The organism is Lampropedia puyangensis (genome assembly GCF_004833285.1).
Taxonomy (GTDB): domain Bacteria; phylum Pseudomonadota; class Gammaproteobacteria; order Burkholderiales; family Burkholderiaceae_C; genus Lampropedia; species Lampropedia puyangensis.
In genome coordinates this window covers 1-11,757 of sequence record NZ_STFG01000036.1, presented here as the reverse complement: position 1 = coordinate 11,757, position 11,757 = coordinate 1, and the positions used below count along the sequence as shown (strand labels likewise).

Below are 11,757 nucleotides of genomic sequence, written 5' to 3'. Positions count from 1 at the left end.
GGTGCAAGCCTACCGAGGGTTCGAATCCCTCCCTCACAAATTAGAATTCATGAAAAACGGGCCCAAGTGGCCCGTTCTGCTTTTCTACCCATCGTTTTACCCACACTTAAATTCATTTAATTACTCTATTTGTGACCGACTACACAATTAATAAAAATATTTAGCCATCAATAGTAACTTGGCAAAACAATATTTGGAAGGGTGCCGAAAGGACAAAAAGACTGATTTATACGTGAGAGAAAAGAAAACATCTGTTTCTCCATCTCAAAATAATCATTCCGAGGAGCCAAATATATAGTTATTCCAGCCGAAACAAGATGATCACGAACACGCCTCTGATGGTCTTTATAGCTAAAACCACCTGGAGTACCCACTGTACAACGCTCATTTGATTCTTCGAGAATCTTATTTAGATCAACAAGAAAAATCCTATAATCATCAGATACAGTAGTTTTCCCAAGCCTAGACTGATCAAATATCTTTCCATACAAAAAAATTACATCAAAATTAGCAGATAACAAACGATCATGCTTTTCAACCTCCGACTCAGCATAATCCAGAAATATCTTCAAATGCTCTATGTGATTAGTCAACGCAGCATTACTTGATGAATTAATATAACTAAGAAGTGCAATAAGTATACCCCCCATAGTTGCGAATGCTACACCAACATCAAGCGTTGCTCTTGCAATATTCAAAGAAGGCTGCAATTTTCCCACAAGCCTTTCAACGCAATCTGCATTAAAGCAAATTGGATCAAGGTAAAGCCCGGCATGCTTGATAGTAGCAAAACCACTAATCAATGCAAGCCCAATACCGAAAAGCAATATAAATGCCAAAGCAATCACAAGAACAATCAAACCAAGAGGCTGATTTAAGATAATATTCTTAAATTTACTCATAATTTTTAATTGGCCGCAACTGATTCAGACGCTCTCTAAGTTCGGAAGCCTTGCCCGGAAACGATCTTTTTAATATGCCAATACGCTGGCTTGCAACATACCATCGGCGATAGAACCAGTATGTCTCTTTATATCCAGCCTTGGCACTATCATTTTGCAACCTAGTCACTTGCTGCTCAGCCCGCTCGATATCCATATGCGATGGCAATGGAATAACACTCCTAAGGCGCGCAAGCAATACCTTATGCTGCTTATGCCCAACACGATCCAATTTATTAACTCGACCAAGGCAACGATTAAAGTCTTTCCTATAAGCTCGGGACGCTCTATAGCCAGGAGTAGACGCAAGGAGTTCTAAATTCTTTACTGCAGCTCTAATTCGTCTTGGCTCATCAGGAGGAAGTCGTGGCTGATCAAAATCAACCCTCAAACCATGCACAATAAGCGGCTGCATCCCTGCATTTTGCAGCTTTGTTTTATTAGTATTTAGAGGCAATCCAAATTCATCCAGCATCCTCTCTATTTGCCTCATGGCAAAAGAGAAATCATAGTCTGCAATTTTACTAGATATTGTTATATCATCGACCAAACGTGTATAAGCGACCCCTTTATTTCGAAGCCTCTCAACAACAAGACCTTCATTAGAATATAGACACAAGGTGGCAATATAGCTTGATGTCAATGCGCCTTGGACCAAATTATCGCCACGACAACAAATATTAGCCAAGACATCCGAAACTTCCTCTTCACACTTCAAGAAGTCCGAAAATATTTGATGCACTCGATCTCTATGAATATTGTCAAAGAAATCTTTAATATCAACAGAGAGAACACTTTTTGCCCGACAATGTTGTCGAGCACAATTTACATAATCCTTCTCAGCCGCCGGAGAATCCGAGAATTCCTCATTAGGTATTGAGCCGAATACATGATCAGGCCAAAGAATAATGTCGGGATTAGAGAAAATCCTTCGATTAATTCTGCGCTGAATTTTTCTAATTAAATGATGCGGATTGTGAACTATCCGAATTGAGCCATTTGGCTTAGGTACTGAACGCTCTTTATATCTATCGGCAGCAGTTAAACTCAACGCTTCAGAAATTTCATCCAAAGTTAAGTCCAATGCCTTGCATAAGGCATTCATGGATCCAATAGCGCCTTCCGAAACTTTCGTCGGATTATTTCTTGGCTTGTATAGGGAGTTCGTCTTCAATTAAATTGATCAAAGTGGTTTAGCCAGCCCATAACAATAGGGCGCAGGTGGATGTGATGCTTAGACTGACGAGTCGTTGGCAACAGCCATATCCACCATGGCCAAACCCTGCGACTAACTCTCTTCGAAGAAGAGACGGATGGTAGTACCCGCCTCCGTCTTGCTGATACGCTTATCAAGCAAATCAACGTCTGTATCCAGACCTCTCCAACAACTCAATTTGTCAGCTGCGGCAAACGAGCGATGCGCTCATGCTTGAGAAAATTTTAGCAACATGATACACAATGTCAAGCAAGTTTCGCAGATATTGCGTTCAAACTAAAGCAGCTGGTTTAATCCTACCAAAGACTTTAATCAGATTTCCCGATGCTTAGAGGCGTCGGTTTCTCATCACATGGGCCGACTCGCTTGAATTAAGGTATTAAATTGTTTGGTAGGCTAACTAACATGTTTCCCCAAACAAGCTTCTTCCAACCACAGCCTTAGCAGGTTGGAGATCTGAGCCGTCAGCCATAGCTCCCCCCATCGTCGCAGTCAGCAACACCCAAAACGGGCAATGAGTATCGCTCTCGCTATATTCGACATCATGCCATGCCCTTCCGCACCGGAGACAGCCAGAGCAACTGCACGTCGTACCCACTGCCAAAGCAGTAGTGGATGGTAAGCTGATTCGGCTGGGCCAATTGGCTCAGCAGGCATCCTTGTCGTAGCAGTAGCGTACCAGTAATGCATGCCAGCCCCTGAGCCTGCTGGTTAGCTTCGACCTCGCCAATCAGCCAATGCCTCATTTCCTCGAAGCTTGCGCCGCGCTGCGACTTGAGGATCGCCCTATCAAGCCGTCCCTCAATGGCTTCGAACTGCATAGCGGTCGGAAGGTCAGCTTTATGGAAGAATCGGTGCAGGAAGGAGGCCAACCCCCCGTAGTCCACGCTCTGCTCGATCACGTAATCCCCCTTACGGCCGCAGCAAATGTCCGCTCGGCATTGTCTTGAGCAACTGCTCATACAGCAACCGACGCAACTCATCCATGTATAAATACTCCGTGCGGTATTTGCGCATTTCCTCCAAGTCCTCAGCCCCAAACTCGATATGGCCCATGGCACGATCCTCTGTCAATGGGTTGCCGTATTGGTCACTGACGCCGTTGGCAGACATGACGTAGTTGATTCGGATGCGCTCAAGCTGCGAATTTTCGTGGGCGAGGTTGTAGACCTCTCGTAGCCCCTTGCGCGCCTCCAAATCAGCCGAGCTTGTGGCATACAGCGTTTTGGTTCTCACCACGCTGCTTTGTGTCTGGGCTATCTCTGGCCGCTTCTCAACTGGCGGCATGGTGATGGCCACGAGCAGAACGATTGGCAAACTAATAGCAAAGCAGCCCGCCACGTACCAGCCTGCAATCAGCTTTAGTTTGCCCCATAAGCCCGAGCGCCATGTCCGGCCGTTCCACGCTTTGAAGTCCTGCCACTTTGATGTTGGAGTGATGTTCATAGCGCGCTCCCCATCATTGGCAGTAATTGTCGAATAGGCCGGACTCGCCGTAGGTGCAGACTGACAACCGCACGTTGTCCTTGACCCAGTTGAATCTGCATAGCGCATGCCCTGTGCCGGAGCAGAACTCCATTTCCGGGCGTCCTTGGCATCGGTCGTCATCCTCCCAGCACTGCTCGGCAGCTCCAGGCGTAATCAGTGGCTGCCAGCCCTGTTTGAGTAAGCTACCACGCACTACTGCATAGTTGGTGCCACGTGCAAATTCTTCTGGTCGGTCGTTGACTTGTGCCGGGTTTGATCCGCTTGTTTGCTGTGATGGCGGTGCCTTTGGACTGTTGGACGTTATGCGAAACGATTGGTCATTGAAGGTGCCCCAATACTGCTGATGCTTGTAAACAATGGGTGCATAGGCTACGCCAGCACCCATTTCATTCGTTGTGCTAAACAGCTGATGATTGGCTGGATTCTTATCAATCAAGTACCGATCATCCTCTTGCACCTCCGCGCAGTCCTGACGGTCAAGAGCATCATTCATGGCCATCATGACCGCTATCCTTGCCCGGGCCATAAAGTCACCGTCCAGCTTCATAGCAGCCCATGCTGTGGGGTTGCTCCAGCGATAGCCCCTCTCTAGCTTGGCATTGATTGGGTCTTTAGCCCCATAGATTTCTGCATAAACGGTCATGCTTTTGCACAGAAGTGCAGCCCCTCTCGGCGCTACTTCTATCCACTGGGCAGGTGCCGCCAGCGCTGGCGTTAAGGCACCCAGCCATATGGCATGGACAGCGACTAGGCTCGACCATTTTGCTGCGGTTTTAGGCTTACTGGTTTTCATATCGGATAACTCCCTGTTGGTTCGTATAGGTGTGGCTTTCAATTCGCAGAGCCGACCGCCAAATGGACGAGTTGTCCAATGTTTGGGGCTTGTTGCGTTGGTATAAATCTGTGGTTACTTGCGATTGGCTTGTAGAGCGAAGGCGGCCCAGTCACTCATCAGCGCTATACGTTTGGCAAAGAGGTCACCCCGTCTATAGGCGGCCTCCACTTTGTTTGCTACGGTATGGGCTAGCGCCATTTCTGCTACTTCATTGGCATGGTCTGTTTGCTCGGCACACCAATCCCTGAACGTGGAGCGAAAGCCATGGGGCACTGCATCGACCTTCAAGCGACGCAGCAAAGCGGTCAGGGTCATATCAGACAGTGGCGAGCCTTTCTCTGCATTGCGGCTCAATGGACTGTGAAACACGTAAGCACGGGGGCTGGGCTTTCTGGGCAGCGCGAGCAGTAAATCCATAGCAGCATCAGACAGCGGCACTCGGTGGGCTTTACTGGCTTTCATGCGCTCGGCTGGGATAGTCCAAACCCGCTCTTCCAAGTCGAATTCGTCCCATGTGGCGTTTCTTACTTCACCGGAGCGTGTAGCCGTCAGAATGACAAAGGCCAATGCCTTAGCCCCCATGCTGTCTTGCTGCAATAGCTCAGTCATAAAGCCCGGCAGTTGGCTATACGGCATGGCTTTGTGGTGTACGGTTTTAGTGACTTTGCCGGGCGCGGGTAGCAACTTGTCTAGTAGCCCTTTCCAGCGGGCTGGGTTGGCATCCGTGCGGTAGCCTCGTGCAATGGCCCAATCAATGATGGATTCAACCCGGCCCCGCAAGCGCGTAGCCGTCTCTGTCTTGCTAGACCAGATTGGCTCCAAGACCCTGAGCACCATCGCCACCGTAATGTCCCGTACTGCCACCTTCCCAAGAACGGTACTCGCGTAGGTATCCAGCGTATTGCGCCATTGCTGGGCATGCTTGGGGCTCTTCCAGCTTTTCTCGTGGGCAGAGATATACCGCTTTGCAGCCTCCCCAAACGTCATGCTGGTGTGCATCTGGTGCGCCAGTTGTTCACGGGCTTTGCGGGCATCCTCTATCGGGTCAATGCCTTGGGCGAGTTTGGCTCTGGCACGCCGGGCCGCTTCTTTTGCTTCCGCTAAAGTGACAGATGGGTAAGAGCCCAACCCAAAGTCCCTGCGTTTGCCTGCCACTTGAAAGCGCAGTACCCAGCTGCGTGAGCCATACATGGTGACGTTCAGGGCCAAGCCGGTGACACCACCGACAAAGTTAATGCCGCGCCTGCCAATCATGGCCACTTGCTGCGCCGCGAGTTCTTTTCTGCTCAAGCTCAATTCCTCCTGCTGTCATCGTGCCGTAAGCCGCTCTAGTGCGTTTTCCGGCCAAACCAACCGCCCGCAAACCCACGCCAGTCAAGGGATTACGCTCCGCCTCCTTATTTCATTGGGTTTTCGGGCGATGGGTTAATTTGATAACTCGTAAGGAATTGATTTTCAATAGATTTTTCGCTATCCCTGAATCGGAGTCCAGCGATAAGTCCCGCGCCTATGCCCGGCATAGAAATGGCCGCTTTTTCTTGTTCGCCATAGAAAGCAGGGAGGAATTTATTGGGACTTAGACGCAGGCTGGAAAGGAGAAAACTCCCAGTTGTACTGAAGCCTGCTTGGGTGGCGCGGGTTTCCTTTATCAGTTAGCGTCCCAAAGTGGTGCCATGCCGGGTTGTGCTTGGCAAGCAGGCCATACAAGTCGTCTCTGGCTTGGCCAAAGTATGTGCGTGCGCCAATGGAGTCACCCCACGCAGCCCACAGTACCGCCTTGGGGTGCGCTGCAATCACTCGCTCTATGGCTTGAAGGTTGCGCTGGTAGGCCACCGGGTCAGCAGTCGCAGGCAAGTCCTCATACTTGGTTGCTCGCACCGGATAGAGGTTGAGCATGATGAAGCCATCAAATCCGTTTTGCAGGCCGACCCGCTCAACACGGGTAACCGTGGGATCAAGCCTTTCTTGCGTGGCAGTGCTGGGATTGAGGCCAATGGTGATTAGCGGCTTTGCACCTGAGCGTCCTAGTGTGTAGCGCCATTGGTCGTTTTCGTCGGGGTGGTAGATGTCGTACATAGAGCGAGCCTCATCCTCTTAGCTACGTTATTCGTAGTATCTAAAATAACACAATACTACGACTCTCGTAGCCATTTGGGCGCGAGATGTCTGAAGTTGATCAGCAATGGGGCGCGATGCTCAAGCAAGCACGGCTAGCAGCCGGGCTATCGCAGAAATCACTTGGAATTCAGGCCGGTATTGATGAGTTTGTCGCAAGCACACGTATTAACCGGTATGAGCTAGGTGTGCATAGGCCAGACCTGCTAACAGTGCGTAAATTAGCAAAGGTACTTGATGTGCCTGTAGCGTTCTTTTTCGCTGATGGGGATGATGACATTGCAAGCCTACTAATCAGCTTCCATCAGGCGAAGGCATCCACCAGGCGAGAAGTTCAGAAGTTGCTGGATAAGGAGAAGTAGTCCTTTGGCGGTACTTGCAAAGTTTGTGCAAACGCTTAACACCTCTTTTCGGAATTATTTTTGTACCCTTGAACCGTTGTCGATCAGGGTAGAAACGTACCCACTTTACGACAATACGTCAGAGAAAAACCTACTGCTTACCCTTTGTAGTAAGCATACAGACGTTGCAATTCGTCGTGGTAAATCGATACCTTTGCCTTGCCTTGGAGCCTTTCTTTTCCTAAACGCTTCTCTAGTGATTTGAAATACCCGTGACCAGGAATTTTCTTATCCGGGTAGGACTTATGAACAATGAGGCTGGTAAGCAGAGGGCGCGCCATCGCAATATCGGAAGCATCCAGTCGGACAAACAAAACTTGCATTGGATGGCCTGTCCAATTCTCGTTCGTGACTGACGGAAACCCATGCTTGGATGCAAACTCGTTGTAAGTAGTTGGTGCCGAATTTCTAGCCGCCATATCTTGGAGATACTTTGTAATGTATTCGTCACGCTCGCTTTGGTCGAGACCATCCATTAATGTAAAAATTCCCTGAAAATTAAACTGAAAGTTGCGATGCACTCGTAATCGAGAGCAGCGCAAGACAGGGCGTTACGTGATTGACACATCCTCTCTCTTCCCAAATTTAATGGGAAGAGAGAGGGAGAGGAGACGCCGCAAGCGTTACTCGGTTGTCTGCATATATCTGCAAGCGATTTACTTTTGCCAGTGCCCGTATTGCTGCTTGCGCCGATCTACGGCCATTTTTCTTGGGATCAGCGACTTGAACTGCTGCTGCACCGGCCTTGACGCATTCGTCAAAGAGAATCGTATGCGCGGCGCGCTCCTCAGACGAAAGCTCTTGAGTCTGTTGCAGCCACAAGTTGTTGATTGCCTCAAAGACACGAGCATGGTTTGGGTTCGACTTTTGCTTCTTACTTGAGGACTTGATCTGCTCTTTGCTCAGCGTCATTCCGTGCTGAACAATGATCCCGCTACCAGTCATATCACTCGAGCTGTCTGCTGAGACAAGCTCAAAATCTCCTCCGAAGCCATCCTCTCCGTCACGTTGCTTCTCGACTCTCCAGAATCGCCTCTCATTTTTACGATTAATACTGATCGAGGTATCTACTCCGCCCCGTAAAGCAGTGGCTCCGCGCTCATGGCTCTGATTGTGTCCCGTGTGATGGGTCAATATTACCGTAGCGCCGGTTAACATAGTTAGTCGCTTCGCGTTATCGATGATTTCCGCCATATGCTGATTGGAGCTCTCATCGGCTTTCCCTGCCAATGCGGCTGCGAGTGTGTCAATAATGATTAGCTGACATCCGAAACGGGCGGCTGTAGCAGCTAAACGGTTCAGACTCTCGGTACTACCAAGATCGATAGGCTCAAACATGAACCTGAGTTGGAGATCGGGCTCAATTTTGTGGTGCGCGATTGCAGCCTGCACTCGTTTACGAAATCCGTAGCCCCCCTCCAAAACACAATACAAAGCACCAGTCTTCTTGACGCCGCGACCAGCCCAACTCCTCCCGTGCGCAATAGCTAATGTCAGGTCAATCAACCACGCAGTCTTACCCGCTCCCGATGGCCCCCATACCATCACGAGCGAGCCGCAGTGAAACAGCCCTTCAACCATCCATTGCAGCTCAGGCCAGTAATCAAACTCTCCAACACTGAAGGAGTCGAAAGGCTCAGTTTCTGGCGAAATCGCTGCAAAGGGCTCATTTACTTGTACTAAACGCTGGAGCTTTGGCGATAGCGCCTTCTCAGATCGGACGCGCGAAACTTCCTCTGTAGTAAACCCTGTCAACGCCTCTTCGTCCGTAAAATCTAGGCGACTGATAGGAGAATAGCCCGATGCGCCATGCTCCGAAGCGGGATCGTAATTTGATGGCCTTGGTTGATCGAGGTCTCCACGTCCGGAACTAGGCATTTGATGTTGCTCTGGAAGTTATTTTCCGATTACTTTACCGCAGCAATACCTCCACAGTCCACACCCAATGCCTTATCGATTGTTCCAGTGACATGTGTACTTACGCTTAGCAGCTCAATCCAACGCGGCAAAATAGCTGACATCTACCCGCCGCACTACCCATCAAGCAGCAGTACCAAGCCTCAATAAATGGGGCATGGATAGCCCCGAGTCCAGATCTACCAGCCATCCCTTGTCGAATGCAAAGAACCTCCAAATATCAAGCTTTGATAGCCTAATCAACATTGAAAATACCTGAACTCAGGGATAGCCAAGGGACTGCGAATATGTTGTAATTTGAGAGATATTGATACATCTAATTTCCAAAGCTCATGTCACACTGCCACCCTGCGATTAATGCTGCTGAAAGCACCAGCACCATACTCCTTAGTTGCCCAGGCACATCTGCATCACGCAACACGGTCCAGCACTTTGGAGCTCATGCTGTACGGCATAAGGTGGCGGTTTTTAGCGCATTGCTCAGCTTGTGCCACCTAAGCAGTATCGCCAGCCCTCTTGCTCGGGACGATGTTGGCAGTGATTTCGCAGACAACATCACCATGCAACCATGGGCTCCTGTGCATAGCAAGGCGACTCCTATCGTTGTGAAGAGCAGCTCAGGTCAGCTTCTATATGACAATGGTCCGCTGTCCACAGGTGCCATCAGCAAAAGCGGCGCTACAGCGCCGACAGGTTTTGAGTGGAGTGAATTGCAAAACGATGCAGGCAACACCTCCGAAGCCAATACCACTCTGGGTTTAGGGAGCGCTTATTCATCATCCAGTACACATTTCTTACTCGCCGACGATTTTGTTGTTCCTGCTGGAGCTACCTGGACTTTAAGCACGGTGAAGCTTTACGCGTATCAAACAGGCTACTCAGGAACTGAATCGCCATTCAATGACTACCGCCTACAGATCTGGAATGGTCCGCCTGACTCAGCACAAAGCGAACTGCTGTGCGGGGATGACACAAACAATCAATTCATCTCGTCTAGCTCCAGTGGCATGTACCGTACAGGCAACAGTGCCATTCCTTCAACCGCCCCTCCCAGCACAACTAGGCACATTTGGGAAACTGAAGCAGCCATCCCTTCTGGATGTACTGCAGCAGGGTTCTTTACACCAGGAACATATTGGATTGGATGGACGCACCGCAACATCGTCCTAGTCAACGCAGGCTTTACGCCAACAGTCGCTGTAGAAGGCATGCGCAGCCGACCCGGAGACAATGCAAAACAGCTCGATAAAATATCGGGGGTGTGGACAAGCCTTGTAGACGGGGGCAATCCTAGCACAGCGCCGGATGTTGCAGTCGCTCTGCCTTTCAAACTGTATGGAAGCGACAGCGCACTGCCTGCCCCTAATAGTCCCACCAACGTCATTGCAATCGCAGGCAATAGCGTAGTCACAGTGCAATGGGATGCCCCATTCAATGCTGGCTCAGTGCCAATTACTGGCTATAGAGCAACAGCTGTTGAAGACAACACCAAGTTCTGCACCTCAACTGAAGCCTTAATCTGTGAAGTCTCCGGCTTAACCAATGGCACATCCTATTCATTCAGCGTGACGGCCAGTGCTGGCTCCAATGAAAGCGCGCCTTCCACGCCATCCAACAGCGTCACACCGTTTGATGCCCAAGCGCTTACGCCAAGCACCACGAGCTCCCCCCTCAATAGTGGCTCCCTGACTTGCACTGCGCCAACCGCATGGGGCGGCACCAGCGCCTGTACGATCAGCCCAGCAACAGGCTTTCAAATCGTGGCCATCAGTGGTTGTGGAGGCGCCGCGACTGGACTCGGTATCAATCAGTTCACCACAGGCCCACTGACTAGCTCTTGTACCGTCACAGCCCAATTGGAGAAGCTGAGTTACAGCATCTTCGCCAGCCCCACACCAGCGGATGCGGCCTTACACGGTGGCAGTGTGACTTGCACACCTAATCCGGTAGAGTTTGAAGGCACAGCTCTCTGTGAAGCCGCCCCCGTACCGGGCTACATGCTAAGCGGTTGGGCAGGTGCTTGCAGCCACACTCCGTCCTCATCCAATGTCTGCACGCTCAGCAATGTGACAGAGGAGCAAACAGTATCAGCACAATTTATAGAGGTACAAACCAATTTCACTGGCACCACAACCCCCAGCGAAGGCACGACAGCAGGTCCGGCCACGGTCAGCTTCTCTGGTGGCGGAGCAACATGCCGCGTCGATCCGAACAACACCGCCTTTGTCGCCGCACCTGAAACTCTGCCACAAGGACAAGCCATGCCGCATGGCATGCTCGACTTCAAACTAGTAGGTTGTGACGCTACTCCAGTGACCGTCACTATCACTTGGCCAGATGAGGTGCAGGGCCTGACTAAATGGGGCAAGGCCAGCGCTAACGCCACATCACGCAGCTATTTCCAGCCCAATGACCTAGCGATCACAGGCAACACCACTACATTTACCGTGCAAGATGGCCAATTGGGTGATGATGACTGGGAAGTCAATGGAGAAATTCTGGACCCTGTAGGTGCGACTGTGCCAACCACGGCCTCGACCGCAACTGTGCCCGTTCCAGCAATAGATCATTTTGCCTTGACCTTGCTCAGCGTAATCGCAGCAGGCTTTGGTGCCCTCAGTTTGCGCAGACGCAAGGTTTCAGTATCTCGCTAGACCGTGTATTGAGTGGCGAGTGGTGCTCATCATGCGATCTACCCGCCGCTCTACCCATCAGATGATGATGCAGTCACCTTAATAAAGGCGTTGAAGTCTAAAGCCGTGTGGCGCAGTAGCTTGCAGAAGATGCTCAATATTCTGCTAAAATTCGATGCTTCGCTGCATGCGACCCAAATACAGGAGAGGT

General features: G+C 50.3%; 11 protein-coding genes. 2 read left to right on the top strand and 9 right to left on the bottom strand.

Translation table 11 applies throughout. The features are described from left to right. Positions 1–167: 167 nt before the first annotated feature. From E9531_RS16900 to E9531_RS16870, 7 genes are all read right to left on the bottom strand, one after another. Positions 168–902: a retron Ec48 family effector membrane protein gene (locus E9531_RS16900; RefSeq protein ID WP_136574947.1), complete on the bottom strand. Its 735-nt coding sequence runs from the start codon at positions 900–902 to the stop codon at positions 168–170. After that, positions 895–2,013, bottom strand: coding sequence for a reverse transcriptase family protein (locus E9531_RS16895; RefSeq protein ID WP_211343476.1), 1,119 nt, complete (start codon positions 2,011–2,013; stop codon positions 895–897). Before E9531_RS16895 ends, E9531_RS16900 begins: the two co-directional genes overlap by 8 nt. Before the next feature lie 686 nt (positions 2,014–2,699). Further along, positions 2,700–2,978 carry a hypothetical protein gene (locus E9531_RS16890; protein WP_211343475.1) on the bottom strand — a complete coding sequence of 93 codons (279 nt, stop codon included), beginning with the start codon at positions 2,976–2,978 and terminating at the stop codon, positions 2,700–2,702. 91 nt (positions 2,979–3,069) lie between these two features. Further along, on the bottom strand, positions 3,070–3,603 hold the full coding sequence (locus E9531_RS16885; RefSeq protein WP_136574944.1) for a hypothetical protein: 534 nt from the start codon (positions 3,601–3,603) through the stop codon (positions 3,070–3,072). Between the two features lie 13 nt (positions 3,604–3,616). After that, positions 3,617–4,438, bottom strand: coding sequence for a hypothetical protein (locus tag E9531_RS16880; RefSeq protein WP_136574943.1), 822 nt, complete (start codon positions 4,436–4,438; stop codon positions 3,617–3,619). A gap of 114 nt (positions 4,439–4,552) precedes the next feature. Continuing rightward, positions 4,553–5,770: a tyrosine-type recombinase/integrase gene (locus E9531_RS16875; protein WP_342210869.1), complete on the bottom strand. Its 1,218-nt coding sequence runs from the start codon at positions 5,768–5,770 to the stop codon at positions 4,553–4,555. Positions 5,771–6,046: 276 nt separating this feature from the next. Beyond that, a complete protein-coding gene (locus E9531_RS16870) occupies positions 6,047–6,556 on the bottom strand; it encodes a DUF1643 domain-containing protein (protein ID WP_136574942.1) in 510 nt (169 codons plus the stop codon). 86 nt (positions 6,557–6,642) lie between these two features. Here E9531_RS16870 and E9531_RS16865 point away from each other — a divergent pair, with 86 nt between their 5' ends. Beyond that, on the top strand, positions 6,643–6,957 hold the full coding sequence (locus E9531_RS16865) for a helix-turn-helix domain-containing protein (protein WP_136574941.1): 315 nt from the start codon (positions 6,643–6,645) through the stop codon (positions 6,955–6,957). A 137-nt stretch (positions 6,958–7,094) separates the two neighbouring features. Here E9531_RS16865 and E9531_RS17555 read toward each other — a convergent pair whose 3' ends face one another. After that, positions 7,095–7,319, bottom strand: a complete 225-nt coding sequence (locus E9531_RS17555; RefSeq protein ID WP_158291835.1) for a hypothetical protein — start codon at positions 7,317–7,319, stop codon at positions 7,095–7,097. 262 nt (positions 7,320–7,581) lie between these two features. Continuing rightward, positions 7,582–8,874: an AAA family ATPase gene (locus E9531_RS16855; protein WP_136574939.1), complete on the bottom strand. Its 1,293-nt coding sequence runs from the start codon at positions 8,872–8,874 to the stop codon at positions 7,582–7,584. Between the two features lie 599 nt (positions 8,875–9,473). On the opposite strand from E9531_RS16855, the gene E9531_RS16850 reads away from it, so the two are divergent. Next, a complete protein-coding gene (locus tag E9531_RS16850; protein ID WP_158291834.1) occupies positions 9,474–11,567 on the top strand; it encodes a choice-of-anchor U domain-containing protein in 2,094 nt (697 codons plus the stop codon). Positions 11,568–11,757: the final 190 nt, after the last annotated feature.

Excerpts from the sequence above, each read along its gene's own strand:
- E9531_RS16900 (WP_136574947.1), bottom strand. The coding sequence starts at position 902 with ATGAGTAAATTTAAGAATATTATCTTAAATCAGCCTCTTGGTTTGATT.
- E9531_RS16890 (WP_211343475.1), bottom strand. The coding sequence starts at position 2,978 with ATGCAGTTCGAAGCCATTGAGGGACGGCTTGATAGGGCGATCCTCAAG.
- E9531_RS16885 (WP_136574944.1), bottom strand. The coding sequence starts at position 3,603 with ATGAACATCACTCCAACATCAAAGTGGCAGGACTTCAAAGCGTGGAAC.
- E9531_RS16880 (WP_136574943.1), bottom strand. The coding sequence starts at position 4,438 with ATGAAAACCAGTAAGCCTAAAACCGCAGCAAAATGGTCGAGCCTAGTC.
- E9531_RS16870 (WP_136574942.1), bottom strand. The coding sequence starts at position 6,556 with ATGTACGACATCTACCACCCCGACGAAAACGACCAATGGCGCTACACA.
- E9531_RS16865 (WP_136574941.1), top strand. The coding sequence starts at position 6,643 with ATGTCTGAAGTTGATCAGCAATGGGGCGCGATGCTCAAGCAAGCACGG.
- E9531_RS17555 (WP_158291835.1), bottom strand. The coding sequence starts at position 7,319 with ATGCAAGTTTTGTTTGTCCGACTGGATGCTTCCGATATTGCGATGGCG.
- E9531_RS16855 (WP_136574939.1), bottom strand. The coding sequence starts at position 8,874 with ATGCCTAGTTCCGGACGTGGAGACCTCGATCAACCAAGGCCATCAAAT.
- E9531_RS16850 (WP_158291834.1), top strand. The coding sequence starts at position 9,474 with ATGCAACCATGGGCTCCTGTGCATAGCAAGGCGACTCCTATCGTTGTG.